This is a genomic window from Actinomyces sp. oral taxon 170 str. F0386 (assembly GCF_000195595.1).
In the GTDB taxonomy this organism is placed as follows: domain Bacteria; phylum Actinomycetota; class Actinomycetes; order Actinomycetales; family Actinomycetaceae; genus Actinomyces.
Genome location: NZ_GL882516.1, coordinates 22264 through 45458, shown reverse-complemented (window position 1 = coordinate 45458; position 23195 = coordinate 22264). Strand labels below are relative to the sequence as shown.

Here is a 23195-nt window from a genome sequence, read left to right as displayed (position 1 = left end):
GGGCCGCTGATCGGAGTGTCGAAGACCGGTTGAAGCGTTCACAGGCTGCTGGAACTGTCGTGCGAACGTTGTCAGCGGCGGATCCGTGCATGTCAGTGGTTGTTTCATGGTGTGGCGAACGACCCAGAACGATATACCGGAAGGGTAGGGTGTGTCACATGCAAGCGTCACGCGTCACCGTCCTGTCCTACGGATCCGGCAATGTCCGTTCGGCGGTACGCGCTCTGGAGCGTGTTGGCGCCCAGGTGACTCTGACCAGTGACCCCCACGAGGTCACTGAGGCCGACGGACTGGTTGTCCCCGGTGTCGGGGCCTTCGGTGCGGTGATGGACCAGCTGCGGGCAGTCGATGCTCCTCGCCTCATTGAGCAGCGCCTGGCCGGCGGGCGCCCGGTCCTGGGGATCTGCGTGGGCATGCAGGTCATGTTCGAGCGCTCCGAGGAGCACGGAACCGCGGAGGAGGGCCTGGGCCAGTGGCCCGGAGCCGTGACCAGGTTGCATGCCGACGTCGTCCCCCACATGGGGTGGAGCCAGGTCCGTCCGCCGCAGGACTCCGTGTTGTTCGACGGCGTCGCCGACGAGCGTTTCTACTTCGTCCACTCCTACGCTGCCACCCAGGACCCCGCCGAGCTGCTCGGCCCCGGCCCTACCCGGTTACCCCAGGCCACCTGGGCGACTCACGGGCAGGACTTCATCGCCGCCGTCGAGAACGGTGCCCTGTGCGCCACGCAGTTCCATCCCGAGAAGTCCGGTGATGCGGGGGCCCAGCTCCTGCGCAACTGGATGACAACCCTCTGAAGCTCTCTGAACCAGTCCGAGCCGTCCCACGACCACGCAGGAGAAACTCATGCTCACCCTACTTCCCGCTGTCGACGTCGCCGATGGCAAGGCCGTCCGGCTCCTTCAGGGAGAGGTTGGTTCGGAGACGGACTACGGCAGCCCCGTCGACGCCGCTCGGGACTGGGTGCGCGCCGGGGCCGAGTGGATCCACCTGGTGGACCTCGATGCGGCCTTCGGGCGGGGCTCCAACCACGAGCTGCTCTCACGCATCGTCGGCGAGGTCGGCATCAAGGTGGAGCTCTCCGGAGGCATCCGGGATGACGCCTCGTTGGCTAGGGCCCTGGCCGCTGGCGCCGCCCGAGTCAACCTGGGCACGGCGGCGCTGGAGGATCCCGCGTGGACCGAGAGGATCATTGCCGAGCACGGTGACAGGATCGCCGTCGGCCTCGACGTGCGTGGGACCACTCTGGCTGCTCGCGGCTGGACCAAGGAGGGCGGTGACCTCTGGGAGACACTCGAGCGACTCAACGCCGCCGGCTGTGCACGCTACGTCGTCACCGACGTCACCCGCGACGGCACCCTGAGCGGCCCTAACACCACGCTGCTCACCGACGTCTGCCGGCGTACCGCGGCGCCGGTGGTCGCCTCGGGCGGCATCGCCCACCTCGATGACCTGGTTGCTCTGCGACGTCTGGCTCCGCTGGGGCTGGAAGGGGCCATCGTCGGCAAGGCTCTCTACAACGGCAACTTCACTCTCCAGGAGGCACTCGCCGTGGCCGGTGACGAGGAACTGCGCGAGCCGTCGCCGGTGCGCACCTGATTGCCCGCCCGACGGTGGCAACCGCGTGGGAGCCGTCCTACCGGCGTCCAGGGCGCTGCCAGTGCCTGATGACGCCACGCAGCGCGATGGTGAAGACGACGCCGCTGGCCGCCAGGTAGGGGCCGTAGTGCTGACGGGTGATCGGCCCGAGCGGCTTGCCCAGCGCCTTGATAATGGCAGTGGAGGCAGCCATACGGGCTGCTCGCTCCCCGGCCGCGTGGATGATGACTGCGGGAAGAGGCAGGTCGCGGCGTCCGGACTCGGCGGCGAAGAGCTTCACCGGGATCCCGGTGACCGCCTGCTTCCAGTACCCGGACGGGCCCTGGCTCAGGTAGCCGGAGGTGGCCGTCCTCATCGCCGGTGTGGTCCACGGTGCGGGCGGGCGGTGCCCGGCCCGGGTGAGCAGGTGGGTGATCGCCACCCCGGTGACCGATCCCGCCACGACCAGCGCCGCGCGGCGCCACATGCGCTCAGGATGGGGCAGTCCCAGCCACACCTGGCTCATCTCCGCCATGATCGGGAAGGAGATGGCCTCGGCCATGCCCCAGACGAACATGACGGCGTCTCCTCGGCGACCTTCCATCCCGGTGCGCAGTACGGTGAAGACGTCTGAGACCGGCTCGGGTCTGCGGGGACGCTGGAGCATCTCCACGATCTGCGCACGCGCCTGCTCGCTGACGCCCTCCACGTCGTCGCTGGGGGCGATCGGTTCCCCTACACGGACCTCGACGGGGGAGTAGTGGGGTAGGCCGCCCTTCTTGGGCATCATCTCGCGGGTCCCCACCAGCGCGACCGGAAGTACGGGAATGCCGAAGTCACGTGCGAGCCGGGCGGCTCCCGAGTGAAAACGAGTCATCTCGCCATCCGTGGAACGGCTGCCTTCAGGGAAGATGAGGATGCTCATGGACTCCGCAACCCGGTTGGCCAGTGTTCCCCGCAGCTCCTCGTAGGCGCCCTCGCCGTCACGTCGCACCGGGTAGGCGCCCAGCAGGCCCCTGGCCACGAGGCGACGTGAGCGACGGGTGAACCAGTAGTCCTGAGCAGCGACCGTCACCACCCGCATCAGGGTGGGGGAGGCACTCATCATGGCGATCGTGTCCGCGTGCGAGCCGTGGTTGGCGACGACGACGTAGGGGCCGTCGGCCTCGAACTCACCCTCGACCCGAACGCCCCCGAACGGGGCGATGACGGTGGACCAGAAGCGTTGGCGCAGCACCGCGCGCCAGGTGACCTTCTGGGGCGTTCGTACGATCGATCGCAGACGGCGTCCGGCTGAGGCGATATCGGCCGGAGCTGGGACGGAGGGCATCTGAGGTGACATGTCAGCTGTCTTTCTGTGGAAGCGCGGATGATGGAAGGAGAGGAGCCGGGTTCGTCGGAACAGGAGGTAGGGGTGGAGGAGATGGTGGGTACAGCGGGAGCAGCGGAGAAGACGTCATGCGGTCACCCGAGGACAGCGGCCAGCGGCAGAACCAGGAGGAGGGAGTCGACACGGTCCAGGAGCCCTCCGAAGCCCGGCAGCCAGGCGCCGGCGTCCTTGACCCCGGCGGTGCGTTTGACGAGGGACTCCAGAAGATCCCCCAGGACCCCGCCCAGACCGACGGCGATCACCAGACCGGGAGTGATGTGGCCCAGCAGGGTGAGGATGAGCGCGGCCCCGAGGACTGCGCCGACCAGTCCACCGAGCGTCTTATTCGGCGACAAGGGGGACAACGGCCGCCGCGCCCAGGTCATCGGGCGGAGGAAGGTGCCGCCTGCCCATGCGGCCACGTCGGCGGCTGCGGCCGCGAAGGCGATGAGAAAGGCGTCGTGCCACAGGACCACAAGGTGCGCCAGGGACCAGGGGATCCATATTGAGGAGAAGCCCGCCACCGTCGCCCGCCGCAGGCCATGGTCGATGTTGCCGGCCAGGACCGCGGGCACGGCGCACACGAGCACCATGAGCGGGGCGAGCGCCATAAGGCCCGGGCGCAGCCAGGCGGCCAGCGGATAGGCCACCGCCAGTGCTGCCAGCATGCTGGTCTCCACCTTGGGCAGCCGGGTGAGCCGCGAGAGCTCGCGGACCGCCTGGAGGCCGAGGGCGGCGGCGAGCAGCGCCGTCGTCCCCCGACCGATCCAGATCGGGATGCCGACCGCCGGGATGATGACGGCCCAGGTGGTCCAGCGGCGGCGCAGCTCCGCCTTACGGGACAGTGCGACACCGATGCCGGCCAGAAGAAGGATCACTATGGCCGTGGCCGCGAGGAACACGCCTCGACCGGTGAAGACCCAGCCCACCCCGGGAACGGTCACGGTCCATGTGCGGTTGCCGTCCACGATCCAGTCGATCACTCCGCCGGCGGCCTCATGACCTGCCCAGGCACTGATCCTGGTGCTCATGGCCGGGCTCCTGGGGCGGCTTCGTCCTCAGGAGCACTGCGGCCGATACGGGTGATGTCCAGCGGCGGCGGTGGGGCCATGACGTCAGCCATGGCCGGACCTGTGCGTCCGGCGAGCACCTCGGCAGTGCGCGCCAGCCGAAGGCAGGCCGTCAGCACGGAGCCCACGATGATGACCCAGGCGACGATCGTCAGGTACTGGGGCAGGGCCGACGCCACGACCGCTGTCAGGCACCGCTCGGTCTTGCCGAACGGCCCTCCGTTGAGCCTGGTGGCGCCCGCACCTGCAGCGGCCAGGGAAGTGAAGGTCGGCAGTGTCGCCGCTGCCAGGGCCATCAGGGTCAGGTAGACCGTGGTGGGGGAGGAGCCGGTGCGTAGGGCGAGCCCCACCAGGCCGGCCATGATGAGGAAGTCGGAGACCCGGTCCCCGATCTCATTGAGGACGAAGCCGAAGGGCCGAGACACGCCGCGCGCTCGAGCTACGGCGCCGTCCAGGTTCGCGCCGCCGAGCCTGGCTGCCAGCAGGATGAATGCCAGTGGCCACCACCCCATGACCAGTGCGCCGCACCCCAGTGCTGCGGCCAGGACGCCGACGGCAGTCCACACGTCGGGGGAGACGCCACGGCACACCGAGGTCTGGATGATGAAGCCCAACCGGCGGGTGTACCAGTACTTCAACGAGTAGAGCGATAACACCATTACAGGCTATCTTCGAGGAAGCGTGATTGGTCCGGCATGCACTGGGTAGTAATACCCCTACACCTACACCCGGACACGCTACGGTGAGCGCTATGAGCAGGTCTGCGGACAACCAGGCGGCGGGCCCCCGGCCCGAGGATGTACGAGGTCGTGCCCCCGAGGCGGTCCAGGTGGCGGCGGCCTTCGCGGCCCGAGCCAAGCTGGAGCGTCTTCTCGCCGCGCCCTCTCCCTTCGCCGGCGACGACGGAACCCTCCGCCCGGAGGTCGGTGCGGCGCTCGAGCCTACCGATCTGCCCCGTCACGAGTACCTCGATGGGCTGTGGGCGGCCCTCGTTGGTGGCCGGCTGATCGTCCCCGTGGCCGCTCACGCGCTTCCCGGCCACTTGGAGAAGAGCGAGCCGCAGTCCGTGAGCCTGTCGCAGAGCCTGTTGGGTGGCGACGCACCGCAGGTTCCGGCTCACGAGGTGCACACCGCCGACGCCTGTCAGGACGCGGCGACGCTGGCGGTGAGCCTGCCCGACGGGCACATCGCCCTGCCGGTGTTCACCAGCGCCGATGCCATGTCCAGATGGCGCAGTGATGTACGGCCCGTGCCGGTCTCGCCCGAGCGCGCGGCCCAGGTGGCCTGCCTGTCCACCGACCAGCTGTGGGTGCTCGACCCCGGCAGCCGGGACCTGCGCTTGCCGCGCCCTGCTGTCGTGGCTCTGGCCGGGGGAGAGGAATGGGTACCGTCGTGGCGCAATGAGCCGGTTCAGGCCGAGGTGCGCGCCCAGCTCCGGGAGGTCGACGGTGTTACGGGTGTGGCCTTCGCCCCTGGCGAGGGAGCCGAGCTGCGAGTCTTCATCCGCATCGACTCCTCCGAGGGGCGCACCGGTGTGGCCCGGAGCCTGGAGGGCTGCCAGCACGTCATGGTCAACCCGGCCTGGGGCGACCTCATCGACACCGTGGAGCTGTGCCCGCTACCGGCCTGACCCGGGTCGCCTTGCGGCTGCCGCGCTGATGCTCGGCAGCGTCAGGAACGCCCCAGGATCATGGCGCTCCACTGCTCGACCTGCCCGTAGTGGTCCTCCATAGGACCAGCCACCTGGTCGAAACGCGCAACGACGTCGTGCAGAGCCTGGGCATCCTGCTCGCGGCCGTTGTTCTGCGCGATCCGGGCAGAGGCCTCCGCGATTGCGCGGACCTGGGCGAGATCCCGCGTTGAGACCATCACCCGGCCGGGGCCGGGGTCCCTCGTGGTGCTCCAGTCAGTACTCGCCTGACGGGAGGGGGCAGAATCGTTGTCGGACTCGCCGTGCGCATCCGAGGCCCTCACGCTGTTCCATTCCATGACGTCGGAGCGTAAGGCATCTGATTTGACCAGGCCACCGAAAAAACGTGTGTTGGAATAGTGCCGATGACCACTATGTTGAATGCCGCGTCCTCGCATCAGCCTGACCGGGTGCCAACGCTCGGGAACCGGCTGGATTCCGCCGATCACGTGGTGGATGACACCTCCGGAGCCAGGGGCCCGACCACTGGCCCCGAACGCCCGGAGGCACGCCTCGGACCTCTGGTGAGCGCCCGCGATCTTAGTGTCGGATACAGTGATGAGCCGGTCTGCGCTCCGGCGACCTTTGACCTGCTTGCCGGCCAGGTCCTGGCGCTGGTCGGTGTCAATGGAGCGGGGAAGTCGACCATTCTACGCACCTGCTGCGGGCTGCTGCACCCGCTGGACGGCGAGGTGCGGGTGCTCGGTCGCGTTCCGGACCCTCGATCGGGCTCCCAGCGCGCCGCTGTTGCCACCGATCTGGGCCAGGAGTCCTTCTTCCCCACGCTGACCGTCGCCGAGCATCTGCGCCTGGTGTGCTTCGGCCACGGGGTGGCCGACGTCGATGAGGTGGTCGGCGACCTGCTGGAGGACCTGGAGCTCAGCCGGCTGGCGGGGCGCCTGCCAGAAGAGCTGTCCTCGGGGCAGCGACGCCGTCTGGCGCTGGCGTCGGTCCTGGCGCGTCCCCGTAGGCTCCTCGTCCTCGATGAGCCCGAGCAGCGTCTGGATCGGGTCACCCGGCTGCTTCTCGCCGACCGTCTCGTCGAGGAACGGGAAACCGGCGGGGCGGTGCTCGTGGTCTCCCACGATCCGGAGATCGTGGAGGAGTCCGCCACCCACGTCCTCCTCGTGGGGCGCGACACCACGATGCTGAGTGTGGACGACGGAGTTCGCGCGATCGAGGAGGGGCTCCGGTGAGGCTTGCGAGCTCTTCCGGGGTGTCGGCCGGCCTGAACCCGGCGGAGGCAGCGACCTTCCCCGACGGAGCCGAGCTGCGGCGATGGACCAGCAGACGCACCCGCAGGCACCGCCGCGGCATGTGGGCGCTCGTGGGCGACATCTATTCCGTGCTCCTGACGCTCGCCGTCATCGGGACGATCCTGGCCCCCTACCTGCGCCCGCTGGTCACTGCTCGGCCCTCGTCTCCGGAGGGGGCTGGGGCGGCGGCCGGCCTGGAGACCTTCAGCCTCGACCCGGGTTGGCTGGTGCTGGCTCTGACGATGCTGCTCCTCGCTCTGGGACTCGGTCCACTCGGTCGCCTCGGTCCCCTCTTCCTGCGCCCCCATGAGGCCGCCTGGTGGTTGCCGATGCCCGGGGACCGGAGCTTGCTCCTGGTGCCGGTGGCACGACTCGAGTACCTCATCGCGGCCACTGCGGGCGCGGTCCTGGGGGTGCTCCCGGCGCTGGCGGCCGGAGGCGGTTGGGTCGCCGCCGTCGCATGGCCGGCCCTGCTCGCGGCCGGTGTGTCTCTGGTGCTCTCCGAGCTCATCAAGGCGCAGGTCCATGACCACGGCGTCGCGTCTCTGCGTCGCCTGCTGATCCTGTCCGGGATCGTGGCATGCCCGGTAGGCACGATCCTCCCCTTCCCACACTCAGTGCTTGGAAACGCTGTGGTAGCCGCACTGGCCGTAGGGCTGGTCGTCACCACCGTGCTGCGGTGGAGGCAGGCGAGACTCTGTCTGGGGCAGGTGCATGACGCCGCACTCCTCGACGTCGTCGCTCGATCGTTCGGTGCCCACGTCTCACTGCTGTCCCTGGACACCAGGGCCATGGGGCGGTTGCTCTCCCCAGCGCCTTCTCGGCCCGAAGGCGACGCCCCACTCCGGCTGGCCCGATTCGCATCCTCCTTGCCCGGTCCCTTGCGGGTGATTGTCTGCGTGGCGCAGGCGGACTGGATCCTGATGCGCCGCCAACCCCGTCGCCTGCTTCAGCTGGGGGCAGGCCTGACCGTCGCCGTGATGCCTCTGATGACCGCGTCTGCAGGCGGCCCTCTGCGCGCCTTCGCCTACCTCGGTGGTGGCTGGATCGCGACCCTGGCCGTTGCCGAGCCGGCCCGTCAGGCCTGGTTCGACGAAGGTCCTGACGCTTCCTGGCCTGCGCCGCCCTGGGTGGTCCGGGTGGGGCACCTGCTCGTGCCGGCCGCCCTCATGAGCGTGTGGTCCCTGCTGAGTCTGGCGCCCGTCATGGCGGTTCTCGGTGCCGCGGCGGCTTGGGAGGAGCTCGGCGTCGTAGCCGCCTTGGCCCTCTTGAGCGGCTGGGCCTGGGCGGGGGCGGCGCTGCGCTCCGGGTACCGGAGGATGCCCGACTTCGCCGCCGGGCTCGTCAACTCGCCCGTGGGATCGTTGCCGCCGGGCCTGGTGCAGATGCTCACAGAAGGCCCCGACGCGGTGCTCGTGGGAGCGCTGGCCACAGCACTTGTCGCCAGCGCCATCGCGGTTCCGACGACCACGGTGCTCGGGATCCAGGCCGCCGCCGGCGCCGCCGTCATCCTGTGGGGCATCAGGACGAACCGATGGTCCTCCTGACGCCCCGATTCGCCTTATACGTGGGAGGACTCACGTCAGGGCTGTTGAAGGTGCCTGGGAAACACACCGGCGCCCTGGTAGCATTCCTCACTGACCAACCGGGGTTCGCCCCGGTGCGCAAGCGGAGCGATCCCACCTGGGTTCCTTTCGGGAATCGGGTTCATGCAAGGGCTGTGAGCCCATCACGGTCACCTCTCGGCCGCGGCCGTGAGGGAATCGTGCTCGTCATGAGGCCTCCGACCTGCGCGGCAGGGACGGGGCCTCTCCTCGTTCCGCAACCATCCGTGACTCAGAGTGAGGAACCGACATCAGCGAGCCCCGTATCAACGAACGGATCCGCGTTCCCGAAGTGCGTCTCGTCGGCCCCAGTGGCGAGCAGGTCGGCGTCGTCCGTGTGGAGGACGCCCTGCGTCTGGCTGAGGAGGCCGATCTCGACCTGGTCGAGGTGGCCCCCGACGCTCGCCCTCCGGTGTGCAAGCTCATGGACTACGGCAAGTTCAAGTACGAGTCGGCCATGAAGGCGCGCGACGCGCGACGCAACCAGGCAAACACCCAGCTCAAGGAGATCCAGTTCCGCCCCAAGATCGATGAGCACGACTACGCCACCAAGCGCGGCCACGTCGAGCGATTCCTCAAGGGCGGGGACAAGGTCAAGTGCATCGTCCGCTTCCGTGGCCGTGAGCAGTCCCGGCCCGAACTCGGGATCAGGCTCCTCCAGGGCCTGGCCGAGGAGATGGCCGAGCTGGGCACCATCGAGTCCCACCCCCGCCAGGACGGCCGCAACATGGTCATGGTCCTGGCCCCGGTCCGTAAGAAGGCCGAGGTCAAGTCCGACCAGCGCCGCCGCCGTGAGGAGGCCCGTGCCGCCCGTCGTGCTGAGAAGCACGCGGGGCGGGCGCCCAAGGGCGCCAGGACCTCAGCCGGGGAGCCTGCCGGCGAGAACGCCTGAGAGCGCCCGACGGCGCTCTCGACACTCACCTGACACCATCGACCCACCCCCTCGCCACCGTGAGCGGGGTCCGCAGTCCCGGCGACTACCCGTCTTCCAGGGACCGAGAAGAGGAAATTACCCATGCCGAAGAACAAGACGCACTCCGGTGCCAAGAAGCGCTTCCGGGTCACCGGCAGCGGCAAGCTCATGCGCGAGCAGACCAACAAGCGCCACCTGCTGGAGGTCAAGTCCTCCCGCCGCAAGCGCAAGCTGTCCCAGGACCAGCCGGTCGCCCCGGCCGACGTCCGCCAGGTCAAGAAGCTGCTCGGTCGCTGACCGCCCAACCCACCAAGGAGTCTCACCATGGCACGTGTGAAGCGGGCTGTTAACGCCCAGAAGAAGCGTCGTTCCGTTCTCGAGAAGGCCTCGGGCTACCGCGGCCAGCGCTCGCGCCTCTACCGCAAGGCCAAGGAGCAGGTCACCCACTCCGGCGTCTACGCGTTCCGCGACCGTCGCGCCCGCAAGGGCGACTTCCGTCGCCTGTGGATCCAGCGCATCAACGCTGCCGCCCGCGCCGAGGGCCTGACCTACAACCGCTTCATCCAGGGTCTTGGCCTGGCCGGCGTGGAGATCGACCGCCGCATGCTCGCCGAGCTGGCCGTCAACGAGCCCGAGGGCTTCAAGGCCCTGGTGGAGGTCGCCCGCAAGGCCCTCCCCGAGGACGTCAACGCAGCCAAGGCCTGAATCATCAGTGCAGCCGGGTGTCGGCCCCACTGATACATCTTCACCGAGTCCTCGTCACAGAATCCGTACCGGTTTGTGGCGAGGACTCGGCGTTCTGATCAGCCGCTCACGTAGGCTTACCGCATGAGCCATACCGCCTCCGCAGACCCTGACGAACTTCTCGATGACACTGCCGAGAGGCCTGCTGCCCGCGGGCCGCGGCGCCGCACCGTCAGTGAGGGGCCGGCAGCCGGTCACGAGGTGCTGAGCAACCCGGCCTCGGCCCGTATCTCCCGTGTGGCCGGCCTGTCCCGCCGCAACGCGCGAACTAAGCACCGCCGCTTCCTCGTCGAAGGCCCCCAGGGCGTGCGTGAGGCCATCCGCCATACCCCTGAGCGTGTGCTCGATGTCTACCTCACCGAGGCCGCCGTCGAGCGTCACGGCGAGATCTGGCACGAGGCCGTCGCGGCCGAGCGCTACGTCCACGTCGCCAGCGAGCAGGTCATGGACGCCATGAGTACCGATGCCCAGGGCGTTCTCGCCGTCGTTGCCGCTGCGGAGGTCACCGGCTCCGAGGCGCTCGCTACCGCCCTGGACGGGGCCAGGCTGGTCGCCGTCCTCACCCAGGCCCAGGACCCCGGAAACGCCGGCACCATCATCCGGGCGGCCGACGCCGCTGGAGCCGACGCCGTCGTCCTCGTGCGGGGCAGCGTGGATCCCACCGCTCCGAAGGTCGTGCGCTCCACCGCCGGAAGCCTCTTCCACCTGCCTGTCATCACCGGGGTGGCCCTGGACGACGCCGTCGCCGCCCTCCACGAGGCCGGGCTCACCGTTCTGGCGGCTGACGGGCGCGGGGACTTCGACCTCTTCGAGGCCGAGTCCCTCCTGGAGGCGCCCAGCGCCTGGCTGCTCGGCAATGAGGCCCACGGACTGCCCTCCGAGGCGCTGAGCCGCGCCGACGCCGTCGTGTCCATTCCCATCTACGGCAAGGCTGAGTCGCTCAACGTCGCGGCCGCCGCAGCCGTCTGCCTCTACGCCAGCGCCCGGGCACAGGCTTAGGACACAGGTCGGCAGAACCCCAGCCGCAGCGCTGCAGCAACTCAGAGCAGCTTGCAGATCGCCTCGGCCGCTTGGCCCGGACCATCCAGCCCCTTCATGAGCTCGGCCATGTGCCGGGCACGTGAGCGCATGCGATCGTCTGCCAGGGCCTCGCGCACCAGCGCTGCCCAGTCGGCCCTGCGAGCCTCCTTCTGGGACACGAGCCGGGCCGAGCCGAAGGCCGCACAGCGCTGGACGTTGAAACGCTGCTCGAGCTGCAGCGGGATCCCGATGAAGGGCCACCCTTGCACGCAGCTGGTCTGCACTGTTCCCTCCCCGCCGTGGGTGATGGCCAGGTCCACGACATCGCCCAGCTGATGCGCCGGGATCCAGTCGGTGACATGGACGTTGAGGGGGAGCACCTCCAGGTCCTCCTGGTGGAGGTGGGAGCGCACCGGCGCCAGCACCTGGCAGTCTGCCTGTCCCAGGCCCTTGAGCACGTCGAGGACGAGGTCACGGTTCCCCGATGAGCCCACTGCGAAGTACACCAGGGGCTTGGGGCCGGAGGCCAGGTCGGACACGATGTCGGGAACCTCTCCGGGAAGCTGGGCGTAGACCGGTCCCACCATGCGGTGCCCTTCGGGCATCTCCAGCCAGTGGGGCAGAAGGTGCGGAGCGCTGGCGATGAGGTTGAGGTCCGCAGTGAGCCCGGCGAACAGCCCCCGGGGCAGGGCGACACCGTTGGCCTTGGCCACCTGGTGGAAGGCGCGCGGCAGTGGCGCCCGGGTGCCCACGGTATGGAGCAGCCGGGCGGCTGCGCCGTCGACCAGGCACTTCTCGGGGGTGGTGCGGGGCAGAAAACCGGTGGCGCCCACTGTGCGCGCTGCCTCCAAGTGCGCCAGCGAATAGGCGAAGGGCCTTACGAAAACCAGTGGCACGCACTCGGCTCGGGCCGAAATAAACTGGCTGGGAGTTACTCCGATGACGACGGCATCCGGCCGCAGGCAGCGCAGCAGTACCCGTTCGCTCGTGACCCGTTGGGCGAGCATCTGTGCTGTGAACGGGTGGCGCAGACTCCGTCCCTGGTCAAATGCCAGCGCCTGCCGGCCCTCCTCGTCACTGAGATAGGGGGTGAGCAGGCGGAACTCGAAGCCCGCGGCCTTGATGTACTCGGAGTTGCGCCGCGAGAAGCCAGCAAAGACGCACTCAACGTCCGAAGGCATGCGTCGGGCCACTTCAATGGCGCGGGTCACCTCGGCAAAATTGAACGTCTCCGGAGCGAAGAGAACTCGGGACGTGTTTTTGCGTACGGACACCGCGCATCCAGTGGCGCCTTCAGGCATGATCAGCTCCCCTTCTGAGAGTGAGGAGCCCCTGTGTGCGGGCGGCCCTCGACTTATTGCACGCCGCGTGCAACTGGAGGAGAGGGTACCACGTTTAATCTTACACGAGTGCCATTCTTACGCTGGGGTTAGAATGGCGGAAAAAATATTATGTCTGGTGGATTAAGCGGATGGGCGTCATGGTGTGTCCCCCGGTCGAGAGGTGGCTTCGACAGCGCTTGGCGGAAGTCCTCAGTGACTGCCTGTCAGATCGCAGGAGGGTGCTGGTGCCGAGCCGTGCTCCTGGGACTGGTCATCATCCTGCCGTGCCTGGGATACCAGGCTTCGCAGTGCCTGGGCGGACATGTTCGTGATCGTCTCCTGGCTGATCTCAGGATGCTCCAGCCAGGCCAGGCACAGAGCGATCATCGTGCTGATCCACACCTTGGTCGCGAACATGGCGCGCTCATCGGGGTCTGTGACTCCGATGAACATGAGAACAAGGCGCCCATAGCGCTCGAAGCTGGTGGCCAGTGCGGCCGCGATCTCCGGGTCCTGGTCAAGGCCCCCTGTGTGCAGTGCCCGGAAGCTGTCCGGCCTGGCTCTCACGTAACCCGCGAAGGTGGAGATCGCCCCTTCCAGCGTCGGCTCGATCTGCTGCTCAACCAGGCCGTGAAGGTGGAGGATCTCATGCTCCACGATGGCTCGGGCGAAGGCGGTCTTGGACGGGAAATAGTGATAGAAGAGCGTGCGCGAGACGCCTGCCCGCTTGATGATCTCGTTGACGTGGGTGCGATCGAGGGTTCCTTCCGCGAACAGCTCAACCCCGACCCTCACCAGTTCCTCCCGGCGCTGCTCGGGTTGGAGGCGGCGGCGCGGATCGGCTGTATTCGCGGGACTCATGCAGATGAGACTACGACCGGACGGTCGACTTGTGCGGTTAGGCGCTCTGTACGGCGTGTGACCATCATCCCAGAGAGAGGTCGTTGGTGAGACTCGGTTGACGTCTCGGTCTCAGACGGTGCTACTCTTCCAGGCGAAAGGTTGGAACTGCGGCAGTCTGTTATCCACGAGTGTTCATTATAGGCACCCGACGGGTCTCAGTGGGCGCAGGGAGTTTTTGAACCGGCTTTCTCAGGTTGAGGCCAGTATGCGAGCAGGAGGAATGCGGTGCACATGTGGATGTGTTGCTGTTGCTGTCGATGAGGCAGATATCGCTCCCATATCCGCGTTGAGACGAGGTACTCGTGACCACATCCGCATCCTCTCCTGATCAGGCAGCCGCAGACCGGACCGATGACGTCCTGGTGCGGATCAGCCATGTCACCAAGTACTACGGCCGCTTCAAGGCCCTCGACGATGTCTCACTCGACATCCACCGCGGCGAGGTCGTGACCGTCATCGGTGCGTCGGGCTCGGGCAAGTCAACCCTCTGCCGCACGGTCAACCGCCTGGAGCCGATCCAGGAGGGCGAGATCGAGATCGACGGGATCCCGTTGCCCCAGGAGGGCCGGGCACTGGCCCAGCTGCGCGCTGAGGTGGGAATGGTCTTCCAGTCCTTCAATCTCTTCCCGCACCGCACGGTGCTGGACAACATCACCCTGGCGCCTGTCAAGGTGCGAGGCGTCCCACGGAATCAGGCCGAGGAGCGGGCCCGTGAGCTGCTGATGCGCGTCGGTCTGGAGGACCAGGCCGGCAAGCGACCCGCTCAGCTCTCCGGGGGTCAGCAGCAGCGGGTCGCCATTGCCAGGGCACTGGCCATGGACCCCAAGGTCATGCTCTTCGATGAGCCCACCAGCGCCCTCGACCCTGAGATGATCAATGAGGTCCTCGACGTCATCAAGGACCTGGCCGCCTCCGGCATGACCATGCTCGTCGTCACCCATGAGATGGGCTTCGCCCGCTCGGCGGCCGACCGTGTCGTCTTCATGGACGGCGGTCAGATCGTCGAGTCCGGCAGGCCCTCCGAGTTCTTCTCCTCACCGCGCACTGAGCGCGCCCGCGACTTCCTCTCCAAGGTGCTCAGCCACTGAGCCCCGGGCCGTGCTCCTCTCCCGGGCGCGGCCACCACCGCAGGCCTTGAGCCGGGACGGCCCGTCCCCGTCCGAACGAAAGGAACATCATGACCACCTTCTCCCGCCGCAGCCTCCTGGCTACTACCGGTGCCGTCTCCTTGGCTGGTGTCCTGGCGGCCTGCGCCGACACGGGTGCCGACGGCAAGGCCGTCGCCTCAGCGTCTGCCTCCGACGCCGAGTACGACAAGGCCATCAACTCCGGCCCGGTAGCAGCCGATGACGTCGTGGCCGCCTCAACCTGGGCCGCCGCCGTCAAGAAGGCCGGCAAGTTCGTCACCGGCGGGACCAAGACCTCCGAGGTGTTCTCCTGGGAGGACTCCAAGACGAAGAAGATCTCCGGATTCGACGCGGCCATCGCGCAGGCGCTGGCCCGCTACATCATTGGTGGTGAAGACGCCCGCTCCCTCCTTGAGGTCCAGCAGGTCACGTCCGACACACGCGAGACCGTCCTGACTAATGGCACGGTCAACGCAGTCATCGCCACGTACACGATTACCCCGGAGCGAGCCGAGAAGATCGACTTCGCCGGCCCGTACTACGCCTCCAGTCAGGCCATCCTCGTCAAGGCCGACAACAAGGACATCACCGGTGTTGACAGCCTGACCGGGGACGTCGCCGTCCAGTCCAACTCCTCATCCGCCTCCGCCCTGAAGAAGCACGCTCCCAACGCGACCGCCAAGCCCTTCGACACCCAGGCCAAGTGCGTCGCCGCTGTCGAGAGCGGGCAGGTCAAGGCCTACGTCGTGGACCAGTCACTGCTCAAGAGCGAGGTCCTGTCCAACGACAAGGTCAAGATCGTCGGTGACACCTTTGCCGAGGACCCCTACGGCATCGGACTTCCCAAGGACTCCGGTGCCCAGGCCTTCGTCAACACCTTCCTGCAGACGATCGAGGCGGATGGTACATGGAAGAGGATCTGGGACGCGACGATCGGTAAGTCGCTCGGCGGTGACGCGCCTCAGCCACCGGCCATCGGCTCGGTTCCGGGATCATCAGCCGCAGGCGCGGTGGGTACTGACGGGGCCGGCGGCGCTGAGCAGACTGCAGCCCCTGAGGAAGGCGCCGAGCAGGCGCCCGACCAGGGCGGCGAGGAGGCCCCGCAGGAGTCCTGAACCAAGTTCGTAGCCCGTGAGGTTCATCGCGTCGTCGGTCCCGGGGAGGGGCCCGCGCCCGGGCTGACGACGCGATGGCCAGCGGCGTTCAGGCCATGGTGACGACCCGCATCTTTCAAGGAGGCGACCGTGAGTGCCATTACCGACAATCTCGCTGATATCGGTTCAGGGCTGCTCGCCACACTGGTGATCTCTGTTCTGTCCTACCTGGGCGGGCTGGTCCTGGGATCGCTCATGGCCATCTTCCGGGTCGGTCCCATCCCTCCGCTGCGGGCCCTGGGTGCCGCGTGGGTAACGGTGGCCTGCAACATCCCCAACCTGTGCCTCATGGTGCTTGTCGGCCTGGCGCTTCCCCACGCCGGTATCACCATCCCACTTTTCTGGTCGGTGATCGTCGCACTGATCTTCTCCTCGTCCGGATTCGTGTGCGAGACGGTGCGCAGCGGGATCAACTCGGTGTCCAAAGGACAGATCGAGGCCGCCCGAGCACTGGGCATGCCCTTCGGGCTCATTATCCGCGGCATCGTCCTGCCCCAGGCTCTGGCCCGCACGATCCAGCCGCTGGTCAACATCTTCATCGCCTGCCTCATCGGTTCCTCCCTCGCCGCGGCGGTCGGCGTCGTCGAGCTGACTGCCGTCACGCAGCGGATCAACCAGGATCGGGCTGCGGGAGTCATCACCTTCCTCACCTCAGGTCTGACCTACCTGGCGATCGCCTTTGCCGCAACGAGGCTCGGCGGTCTTCTTGAACGACGCCTCGAGTTCATGGGGAAGGAGCGAGCATGAGCTCAGACATCATGACGATGCCAGATCCCCGTCCGCGCCGACAGCGGGGGAAGAGCTCCGGAGCGACGGATGCGGCGCTGCTCTTCGATGAGCCGGGCCCGCGGGGGCGTCTTCTGATCGCTATCGGATCGGTCGTCGCGGTCATCGCAATCGTGGCCTCGACTGGTGCGGTCCTCTACCGACTGGACCTCGCCGGACAGCTCGACTATCCCGAGTGGCGCTACTTCCTGGGACACTCGGTCGTCAGTCAGCTCGTGGAGGCCGCTGGTACCACCCTGTCCCTGGGGGCCGTTGCAGCGGTGCTCACCTTCCCGTTGGGAATCGCTCTGGGGTGGCTCCGCCTGCTGGACAACCGCCCCATCAGATGGCTGGTCGGTCTGTGGATCGATGCCATGCGAGCTGTGCCGATGCTGCTGCTCGTCTACTTCTTCCTCCTGGTGGTTCCTCGCTTTGTGACGGTCTCAGACTTCTGGAAGCTGGCGCTGCCGATCGTCATGTGCACCTCGGCGACGACGGCGGAGGTCTTCCGCTCCGGCGTCCGGGCGCTGGACCGAGGACAGACGGAGGCCGCTGTGGCACTGGGGATGAGCGGGTCTCTCACGATGCGCCTCATCCTGGCGCCACAGGCCCTGCGCCTCATGCTTCCGACCCTCATCACTCAGATGGTCACCATCATCAAGGGGACGACACTGGCGTACGTGCTCGCCTACCCCGAGCTCATGTATCGCGGTTCCACCGTGATCGGCCAGGCGAAGATCGACGCCCATTTGTCTGTCTTCTTCCAGACCTACGTCATCATCGCAGTGGCCTACATCATCGTGAACTGGGCCCTGGGGGCGCTGGCGAGGTACATCGAGTCGCGTACCCGCTGAGGGACGTCGTCGTCAGCGCCCCAAGGCATGACGTCGATCAGTTGAAGCTCGAGGTGTCGGTTGCGCACACGCGCAGGCGATGACCGTCAGGATCGGCTGCCACAAAGGTGTAACCGAACTCGAGGGTGGTTGGTTCAAGGACCATGGAAATGCCCAGGGCCTTCCATTGCGCGTAAAGTCGGTCGACGACGTCGGCCGACTCAACGTTACTCAGGCTCAGCTCGCCGCCACCAATGTACGGCTCGGCGGCAGGCTCGATCTGGTCCGCCGCCTGCAGCCCGAGTGTCATGCCGTCGGACAGGGAGAAGACGCTGAAGCCCGGATAGGTCTCGACCGGACCGGAGCCCAGGATCTTACGGTAGAAGCCGGTGCTCGCCTTGACGTCGGAGATATAGAGGATGACGCTGTTAGGGGTGAAGACTGGTTCGGTACGCATGATGCTCCCTTTCTCTGCTGCTGTCGTGCGTTGACGGCAGGAGGCTAGAGACGATTGATGACACCTTCTGTCATGTAGGTGCGAAGATGAGAACATGCGTGCTGACCGTCTGCTGTCCCTGCTCTGGTTGCTCCGTGCGCACGGCGGGATGCCCGCCCCCGAGCTGGCGCAGAGACTGGAGGTCTCACGGCGCACCGTGCTGCGGGATGTTGAGGCGCTGTCCGCTGCGGGAGTACCGGTGTGGTGTGAGCGGGGGCCTTGCGGGGGAGTGAGGATCGATCCCGGCTTTCGCATCGACGTGACAGGTCTGAACCATGAGGAGAGCCGAGCGCTTTTCGCTGGTCTCACTACGTGGGGCGCTGTTCCTCTGGGACTGGGTGAGGCTCTCACCTCAGCGGTGCGTAAGCTGCTCGCCGCAGTCCCCAGCGGCCAGCGGGAAGGATCCGTCGATATAGCCTCACGCATCGTCATTGATCCCCAGGGATGGCTGCCTCTACCAGATCGTGAACGTACCGGTCCTGTGTTCCGAACAGTTCAGAAGGCAGTCTTCACACGTCACCAGTTGCGGATGGTCTACCGGCGCAGGTCGAGAACGGCGGTGCAGAGTGTTGTTGAGCCGCACGGTTTGATCGCTGCCGGCCGTAGCTGGTACCTGTGCGCCTCGCACGACGGCGACATCCGCTTCACCAGGCTGTCCCGTATCGAGGAGGCTGAGGTACTCACTGAGGAGTGTCCCGATGACTCCGGCTTCGACATGACCGCTGCGTGGCAGAAACGACGTGAGGGGTTCCTCGAGACGTTCGAGGCCGTCACAGCCACTGTCTGGGTGCGGGATGATCGCTGGAGCGACGTGCAGGAGTGGACGCTGCGCGCAACGATGACTGATGTGGACGACTCGCCTCCTGATGAGGACGAATGGACCTGTCTCCAGCTGGAGTTCATGGACCATCTGCACGCGATGACGATTCTGCTGCGGCTCGGTCCGGACGCTAGCATCGTCGCACCCGAGTACCTGCGCCAAGACCTCATCAACTACCTGAAGCGCACGCTTGAGCGGTGCCAGGACGACAGCGCCTGATGACCTAACGTTGAGGCGGGGAGGGGCAGGCCACCCACCCCCCCGTGAATCGAAGGAGGCGCTCCATGTCCAAGGCCGTGCAGGAGGACAGTCCTGTTCCGCGGCGTCGAGCCGACACCGATGCCAGAGTGTCCGCAGCGGTTCTTGAGCAACTGAGCTCTCGCGGCTATCAGAGACTGACGATCGAGGGCGTTGCCAAGCAATCCGGTGTGGCTAAGACGACGATCTACCGGCGTTGGCAGTCGAAAGCGGAGATGGTGTTCGACCTGGTCATTCATCGTGGCGGCACTGAAGGACTCGCCGACTCCGGGTCCCTCTCCGAAGACATTGAGACGCTTGCTGGGCGAGTGGTTGAGCTCATCGCCGTCGAACCGGGCAGAAGCGCGCTCCCTGGTCTGCTGGCCGATATGGCTGGAGATCCTGACCTCGCCTCAAGACTGCAGCAGAGCGTTGTCTCGGCCGTGCGCTCCGACATCGTGGCGATGATCGATCGTGCGGTATCCCGGGGTGAAGTGGAGAAAAATATCGACGTCGACGATCTGTACGCTGCACTGCTCGGCGTTCCGTATGTGCATGTACATCTCCTTGGCCACGTGCGGCCCGACTCTCTGCGCAGAGAGCTGTCAGAGGTCCTCCTGTCGCTACTGGGAGCTGTTCAGAGAAATTGAACCACGGACACGGGCATTCCCGTGTCCGTCTTCCTCGTGTTGCGCTACGATACGTAGCGTAGTCTACATGAGGAGGAATGATGAACGCGCAGGACACGATGTGGGCGGTGCAGTTCCGCTCCTACGGCTCTCCGGAGGTGCTTGAGGTGGGACCGGCCGCGATGCCGAGTCCGGGCCCCAAGGACGTTGTTGTCAAGGTTGCCGCGTTCAGTATCAATGCAGTCGACCTTCAGACGAGACGAGGAAAGATGCGTCTGTTCGACGGAATGGGTTTTCCGAAGGGAACGGGTGTGGACTTCGCTGGACTCGTGCATGAAGTCGGCGACCGAGTCGGGGGAGTAAGGGTAGGGGCGCGAGTCTGGGGATACCTCGGGATGAAACCTCCGGGGCGGGCGGCTGCGGGGGCGCAGTACGTGCGAGTCCGTGCCGATCGGGTCACCTCTGCGCCCAGTGCGATCGCCCTTACTGAAGCCGCGGCCCTTCCTCTTGCGGGCCTAACTGCTGTGCAGGCCCTTCGTCCTCTCAAGGTCCGCCGGGGAGATCGTGTGCTTGTGGTGGGTGGAAACGGCGGCGTCGGTTCCACGGTGGTTCAGGTCGCCCGCATCATGGGAGCGGATGTGGATGCCGTGGTCGGTGTCCGTGGTGGCGTGGCCGCTGCTGCTGGCGCGCAGCGGGTCTTCGACTACCACGATCTGGAACCCTCGGACATGCCCGGTCGCTACGACGTTGTTGTCGACACTGCAGGTTCTGACGCGTCTGCGTATCGAGGGCTCCTCGGACCCGGAGGGCGTATGGCGGCCGTTGCGCCCGGAGCCTTCTGGGACGTTCTGAAGTCCATGCTCTCGCCGGGGCCGGTCATTCGCATGGTGTCGGGAAGGCCGAACGCCAAGGATCTGGCCTGGCTCGCTGCGAAGGTCAACATCGGCGAGCTCAAGCCGATCCTCGCCGCGACCTATCCACTCGATCGAATTGCGGAGGCTCATCGTGACGCCGAGAGCCTGTCGGCGGCGGGAAAGCGGGTCGTTCTGGTGCAGTGACGCCGGCGAGGCTGGCTGCTACGGCCTGTTGCCGGCTGCCACCGAAGAAGCTCGAAGGAGAGTGGGCAAGAGTCTGTCCAGGGCCTGCAGGTCAGCAGGGGAGAAGTGCTTGTGTAGCTCGACGTCGAGCTTCTTGGCGGCATCGGTGGCGAGTCGCAGTAACTGGCGTCCCTCGTCGGTGATCTCGACGACCTGTACCCGACGGTCGGTCCGACTACGCGTCCTGCGCACAGCGCCGATACTGGCGAGCTGGTCGACCAGTGACACCACCAGGCTCGGAGCGACACCGAGCTGTGCGGCGATCTCTCGTTGAGAATTCGCTTGGTCGGCGTCGACGACGGCGAGCAGGCCCACCTGCTTGTGGGTCAGGCCGGTGTGCTGGATGAGCAGTGAGAACGATCGGGAGATCTGGGCTCCTGCGACACCGAGCTGGAAGCACGTCGAGGACAGGACCGCGCGACCGTCTTCTCTTACCATGACGTCAACGGTACACTACGGAATGATTCAGTTCTGAATGATGTGAGGGGTGATCCTCATGCCATGGTGGCTCTCGCTGCTGAACTCGTCACTGGGAATCATCTCAGCTGGGTTCGGTGTCGTCGCGGTGATCCGTCCGCAGACGCTCGCCCCTTCCGGGTGCGGCGAGCCCGGAAGGCGTTTCTATCCGGCGATGTACGCAGCCCGGAGCGTCCCTCTCGGGCTGCTGGTCGCCGTCGTCGTCTGGCTAGCACCTGCCCAGCAGTCGACCGTGCTTGTCCTTGCTGCCGCGGCGGCCGCTCAGCTCGGAGACGTCGCTATCGGCGTGGTGCACCGCATACCGGGAATGGTGGTGTTTCCTCTTGCTGTTGCCGTCCTTCACCTGGCTTGTGTGATTTATCTGCTGTGAGAGCGTATCGGCTGTGGAGTCAGTCGTGTCCGCTGCGTGGACACTGAGTCGCTCATGCACCACAGGGGAATGGGGTCACCGCAAGTGCTATGAATAAACCTCCAGCTCTCAGTGGATGTGGCGCTTCCGGTGTGAGTTGATTTCTTGGTATACCTGCAGGCTGGGAAGCGTGTTATAGTTATTTTTCCCTGTCGAGCACGAGTCCGACATAGTGGCCGAACTTCTCCACGATGCCTTCGTGATCGGTGTCAGGCCAGTCATTCCACGTGTGATGAAAACCGTGCGAGCAATAGCGCTCTATCGATCTTTGTGCATGTCCTAGAGCGTCGTAGTATTCCGGGTACTTAGAAGTGTCCAGTTTTCCCGTTACCCAATTCAGCGATAGAGTGTCTTGGGAACGCTCTGTAAATTTTGGGGATCCTTTCGGTGAGTCCCCTCCGCCGAAGACGATGAATCCTCCGGTCGTTATACTGTTGGCGTAATTAGGGAAGAAATCTTGAGTGATGAACTCTGATCCTCCGGAGTAGCCAACGAGCCACAGCTGTCCAGTTTTGCAGCTGTGCTTGTGACTCTCTTCTTGAATCGTTCGTTTGAGGTGGTTGATGCTGTCGTTGGTGGTTTTTTTGCTCCTGCTCAACCAATTATTTTTGTTGTTTTGTGGAGTGCGAACCGATAGAACGTCATAGCCACGAGATGTTGCGGCGCCGACGATTCCATCTGCTCCGGCGAAGCCTCCAGAGATTGACGATTTCTCGTCGCCGTCGTGGTCGTGTAGTTCCTGCCCGTCGCCGTCAAGGTAGACGACCAGGCCGACTGGTTTCTTGTGGTCTGTACGATTTCTGCTTGGGAAGAATCTCGTTGGAGGTGCAGCTACCTCCTCTTTGGAGTGTGAGGTGTCGCCTGCTGTTCCGGTACTGCGACTGGCGTAGGCGCTGGCCGCGATGGCAAGAGGCAGACCTAGGGTGTGGCGGCGGGAGATGTTTGCAGTCACGATTAGTGCTCCTGTTGTTGACTGTCTGTCTTCCCTTTCAACGGTGTGGTGTGACAGTAGCATGCGTCTGCGTCCGCGTCTCGGCGTAGAGGTGGATGGCGTGCCCGGATTTCATACTGCGAACTATGGGGAAATTTTGAGGACGCATTAAGGTTTGGTTGAGTCGAGCGCTGATCAACCCGCTGATGCGCTATCTATTGTCCCAAGGCCTGACTGTCCTTATGAGGTGGTGATAGTGGATGCGAAATTTGAAATGTACCACTGCTGCCAGGGTGTTTCTGCTGCCCGCGGATGGTATGTGTCTCGGATGAGCTTCAGGGTGCTGGCCGGATCCATTCCGTCGAGTGTCGCAATGCAGGCTAGTGCGGTGCCAGTTCGTCCCACCCCTCCGCGGCATGCTATGTCGACTCTGGAGTATGCTCCTCTCTCGAGGATTAGATTCAGTGCGTGGAGCGCTTTGAGCTTGTTGACTGGTAGGCAGAACTCTGGCCACTTGATCCAATGAACTTCCGCCTTAGGTGGATGGCGCGGATAAAAACTTGATAAGACAAGCGTGTAGTCCGGTGAGTTCCTGTCTGTTTTGTGGTGGCGGATAGATCGTCCTCTTATTCGTGCGCCAGAAGAGAAAGCAACGACGTCTGATTCATGTTTGCTCCACTGTCTGATAAAGGTGTTCATTTTCTTTATGATGTCCTTGGTGCTCATGTGTGCCGGATTTAAAAGACTGCAA

Annotated in this window: 27 protein-coding genes and 1 pseudogene; 18 read left to right on the top strand and 10 right to left on the bottom strand. The window is 65.7% G+C overall.

The genetic code is table 11. From position 1 onward, the window contains the following. Positions 1 to 158 precede the first annotated feature (158 nt). Together hisH and priA are read left to right on the top strand one after the other, a co-directional pair. Positions 159 to 797: an imidazole glycerol phosphate synthase subunit HisH gene (gene hisH, locus HMPREF9056_RS02330; protein ID WP_009402391.1), complete on the top strand. Its 639-nt coding sequence runs from the start codon at positions 159 to 161 to the stop codon at positions 795 to 797. A 49-nt stretch (positions 798 to 846) separates the two neighbouring features. Further along, positions 847 to 1599 (top strand): bifunctional 1-(5-phosphoribosyl)-5-((5-phosphoribosylamino)methylideneamino)imidazole-4-carboxamide isomerase/phosphoribosylanthranilate isomerase PriA, encoded by a 753-nt coding sequence (priA, locus tag HMPREF9056_RS02325; protein ID WP_009402390.1) that lies wholly within the window; start codon positions 847 to 849, stop codon positions 1597 to 1599. Between the two features lie 37 nt (positions 1600 to 1636). Here priA and HMPREF9056_RS02320 read toward each other — a convergent pair whose 3' ends face one another. From HMPREF9056_RS02320 to HMPREF9056_RS02310, 3 genes are all read right to left on the bottom strand, one after another. Further along, the gene (locus tag HMPREF9056_RS02320; protein ID WP_034513462.1) at positions 1637 to 2920 is read right to left on the bottom strand and encodes a lysophospholipid acyltransferase family protein; all 1284 of its coding nucleotides are present in this window, start codon (positions 2918 to 2920) and stop codon (positions 1637 to 1639) included. A 122-nt stretch (positions 2921 to 3042) separates the two neighbouring features. Further along, positions 3043 to 3978, bottom strand: coding sequence for a phosphatidate cytidylyltransferase (locus tag HMPREF9056_RS02315; RefSeq protein ID WP_009402388.1), 936 nt, complete (start codon positions 3976 to 3978; stop codon positions 3043 to 3045). Beyond that, positions 3975 to 4673: a CDP-alcohol phosphatidyltransferase family protein gene (locus HMPREF9056_RS02310; protein ID WP_034513503.1), complete on the bottom strand. Its 699-nt coding sequence runs from the start codon at positions 4671 to 4673 to the stop codon at positions 3975 to 3977. Before HMPREF9056_RS02310 ends, HMPREF9056_RS02315 begins: the two co-directional genes overlap by 4 nt. Before the next feature lie 95 nt (positions 4674 to 4768). Here HMPREF9056_RS02310 and HMPREF9056_RS02305 point away from each other — a divergent pair, with 95 nt between their 5' ends. After that, a complete protein-coding gene (locus tag HMPREF9056_RS02305; RefSeq protein ID WP_009402386.1) occupies positions 4769 to 5647 on the top strand; it encodes an SseB family protein in 879 nt (292 codons plus the stop codon). A gap of 41 nt (positions 5648 to 5688) precedes the next feature. Here the strand turns inward: HMPREF9056_RS02305 and HMPREF9056_RS02300 are convergent, their stop codons facing one another. Further along, positions 5689 to 6006: a hypothetical protein gene (locus HMPREF9056_RS02300; protein WP_009402385.1), complete on the bottom strand. Its 318-nt coding sequence runs from the start codon at positions 6004 to 6006 to the stop codon at positions 5689 to 5691. Between the two features lie 111 nt (positions 6007 to 6117). Here HMPREF9056_RS02300 and HMPREF9056_RS02295 point away from each other — a divergent pair, with 111 nt between their 5' ends. The 6 genes from HMPREF9056_RS02295 (at position 6118) to HMPREF9056_RS02270 (ending at position 11223) form a co-directional block, all read left to right on the top strand. After that, a complete protein-coding gene (locus HMPREF9056_RS02295; RefSeq protein ID WP_253269901.1) occupies positions 6118 to 6903 on the top strand; it encodes an ABC transporter ATP-binding protein in 786 nt (261 codons plus the stop codon). Further along, a complete protein-coding gene (locus HMPREF9056_RS02290; protein WP_087942164.1) occupies positions 6900 to 8510 on the top strand; it encodes a DUF6297 family protein in 1611 nt (536 codons plus the stop codon). Before HMPREF9056_RS02295 ends, HMPREF9056_RS02290 begins: the two co-directional genes overlap by 4 nt. Positions 8511 to 8859: 349 nt before the next feature. Further along, positions 8860 to 9459 carry a translation initiation factor IF-3 gene (gene infC, locus HMPREF9056_RS02285; protein WP_009402382.1) on the top strand — a complete coding sequence of 200 codons (600 nt, stop codon included), beginning with the start codon at positions 8860 to 8862 and terminating at the stop codon, positions 9457 to 9459. Between the two features lie 123 nt (positions 9460 to 9582). Further along, on the top strand, positions 9583 to 9777 hold the full coding sequence (rpmI, locus tag HMPREF9056_RS02280; RefSeq protein ID WP_009402381.1) for a 50S ribosomal protein L35: 195 nt from the start codon (positions 9583 to 9585) through the stop codon (positions 9775 to 9777). Between the two features lie 27 nt (positions 9778 to 9804). Further along, complete coding sequence (gene rplT, locus HMPREF9056_RS02275; RefSeq protein ID WP_009402380.1) at positions 9805 to 10185, top strand: 50S ribosomal protein L20; 381 nt, start codon at positions 9805 to 9807, stop codon at positions 10183 to 10185. 123 nt (positions 10186 to 10308) lie between these two features. Further along, positions 10309 to 11223: an RNA methyltransferase gene (locus tag HMPREF9056_RS02270; RefSeq protein WP_009402379.1), complete on the top strand. Its 915-nt coding sequence runs from the start codon at positions 10309 to 10311 to the stop codon at positions 11221 to 11223. 41 nt (positions 11224 to 11264) lie between these two features. Here the strand turns inward: HMPREF9056_RS02270 and HMPREF9056_RS02265 are convergent, their stop codons facing one another. Beyond that, positions 11265 to 12545, bottom strand: coding sequence for a nucleotide disphospho-sugar-binding domain-containing protein (locus tag HMPREF9056_RS02265; RefSeq protein WP_050792973.1), 1281 nt, complete (start codon positions 12543 to 12545; stop codon positions 11265 to 11267). Positions 12546 to 12776: 231 nt separating this feature from the next. Then, positions 12777 to 13427, bottom strand: a complete 651-nt coding sequence (locus HMPREF9056_RS02260; protein WP_009402377.1) for a TetR/AcrR family transcriptional regulator — start codon at positions 13425 to 13427, stop codon at positions 12777 to 12779. A gap of 344 nt (positions 13428 to 13771) precedes the next feature. Here HMPREF9056_RS02260 and HMPREF9056_RS02255 point away from each other — a divergent pair, with 344 nt between their 5' ends. The 4 genes from HMPREF9056_RS02255 (at position 13772) to HMPREF9056_RS02240 (ending at position 17369) form a co-directional block, all read left to right on the top strand. Next, entirely contained in the window at positions 13772 to 14557 is a 786-nt protein-coding gene (locus HMPREF9056_RS02255) for an amino acid ABC transporter ATP-binding protein (protein ID WP_050792971.1), read from the top strand. An 89-nt stretch (positions 14558 to 14646) separates the two neighbouring features. Next, on the top strand, positions 14647 to 15711 hold the full coding sequence (locus tag HMPREF9056_RS02250) for a glutamate ABC transporter substrate-binding protein (RefSeq protein ID WP_009402374.1): 1065 nt from the start codon (positions 14647 to 14649) through the stop codon (positions 15709 to 15711). A 129-nt stretch (positions 15712 to 15840) separates the two neighbouring features. Then, complete coding sequence (locus tag HMPREF9056_RS02245) at positions 15841 to 16497, top strand: amino acid ABC transporter permease (protein WP_009402373.1); 657 nt, start codon at positions 15841 to 15843, stop codon at positions 16495 to 16497. Next, the gene (locus HMPREF9056_RS02240) at positions 16494 to 17369 is read left to right on the top strand and encodes an amino acid ABC transporter permease (RefSeq protein ID WP_009402372.1); all 876 of its coding nucleotides are present in this window, start codon (positions 16494 to 16496) and stop codon (positions 17367 to 17369) included. The genes HMPREF9056_RS02245 and HMPREF9056_RS02240 overlap by 4 nt, the downstream gene beginning before the upstream one ends. A 37-nt stretch (positions 17370 to 17406) precedes the next feature. Here the strand turns inward: HMPREF9056_RS02240 and HMPREF9056_RS02235 are convergent, their stop codons facing one another. Further along, entirely contained in the window at positions 17407 to 17805 is a 399-nt protein-coding gene (locus HMPREF9056_RS02235) for a VOC family protein (RefSeq protein ID WP_009402371.1), read from the bottom strand. Between the two features lie 94 nt (positions 17806 to 17899). On the opposite strand from HMPREF9056_RS02235, the pseudogene HMPREF9056_RS14850 reads away from it, so the two are divergent. The 4 genes and pseudogenes from HMPREF9056_RS14850 to HMPREF9056_RS02220 form a co-directional block, all read left to right on the top strand. After that, a pseudogene (locus HMPREF9056_RS14850) lies at positions 17900 to 18061 on the top strand (HTH domain-containing protein); the annotation flags it as partial. A gap of 141 nt (positions 18062 to 18202) precedes the next feature. Further along, complete coding sequence (locus HMPREF9056_RS02230) at positions 18203 to 18883, top strand: YafY family protein (protein ID WP_253269906.1); 681 nt, start codon at positions 18203 to 18205, stop codon at positions 18881 to 18883. Positions 18884 to 18948: 65 nt separating this feature from the next. After that, complete coding sequence (locus HMPREF9056_RS02225) at positions 18949 to 19551, top strand: TetR/AcrR family transcriptional regulator (protein WP_009402369.1); 603 nt, start codon at positions 18949 to 18951, stop codon at positions 19549 to 19551. 77 nt (positions 19552 to 19628) lie between these two features. Beyond that, a complete protein-coding gene (locus HMPREF9056_RS02220) occupies positions 19629 to 20588 on the top strand; it encodes an NADP-dependent oxidoreductase (RefSeq protein WP_009402368.1) in 960 nt (319 codons plus the stop codon). Between the two features lie 18 nt (positions 20589 to 20606). Here HMPREF9056_RS02220 and HMPREF9056_RS02215 read toward each other — a convergent pair whose 3' ends face one another. Beyond that, on the bottom strand, positions 20607 to 21065 hold the full coding sequence (locus tag HMPREF9056_RS02215; RefSeq protein WP_009402367.1) for a MarR family winged helix-turn-helix transcriptional regulator: 459 nt from the start codon (positions 21063 to 21065) through the stop codon (positions 20607 to 20609). A gap of 49 nt (positions 21066 to 21114) precedes the next feature. Between HMPREF9056_RS02215 and HMPREF9056_RS02210 the strand changes: the two genes are divergently transcribed. Then, positions 21115 to 21474 carry a hypothetical protein gene (locus HMPREF9056_RS02210; protein WP_009402366.1) on the top strand — a complete coding sequence of 120 codons (360 nt, stop codon included), beginning with the start codon at positions 21115 to 21117 and terminating at the stop codon, positions 21472 to 21474. Between the two features lie 178 nt (positions 21475 to 21652). Here the strand turns inward: HMPREF9056_RS02210 and HMPREF9056_RS14020 are convergent, their stop codons facing one another. Together HMPREF9056_RS14020 and HMPREF9056_RS13370 are read right to left on the bottom strand one after the other, a co-directional pair. Further along, entirely contained in the window at positions 21653 to 22465 is an 813-nt protein-coding gene (locus tag HMPREF9056_RS14020; RefSeq protein ID WP_009402364.1) for a hypothetical protein, read from the bottom strand. Between the two features lie 219 nt (positions 22466 to 22684). Next, positions 22685 to 23143: a protein-tyrosine phosphatase family protein gene (locus tag HMPREF9056_RS13370; RefSeq protein WP_253269905.1), complete on the bottom strand. Its 459-nt coding sequence runs from the start codon at positions 23141 to 23143 to the stop codon at positions 22685 to 22687. Between the last annotated feature and the right edge of the window lie 52 nt (positions 23144 to 23195).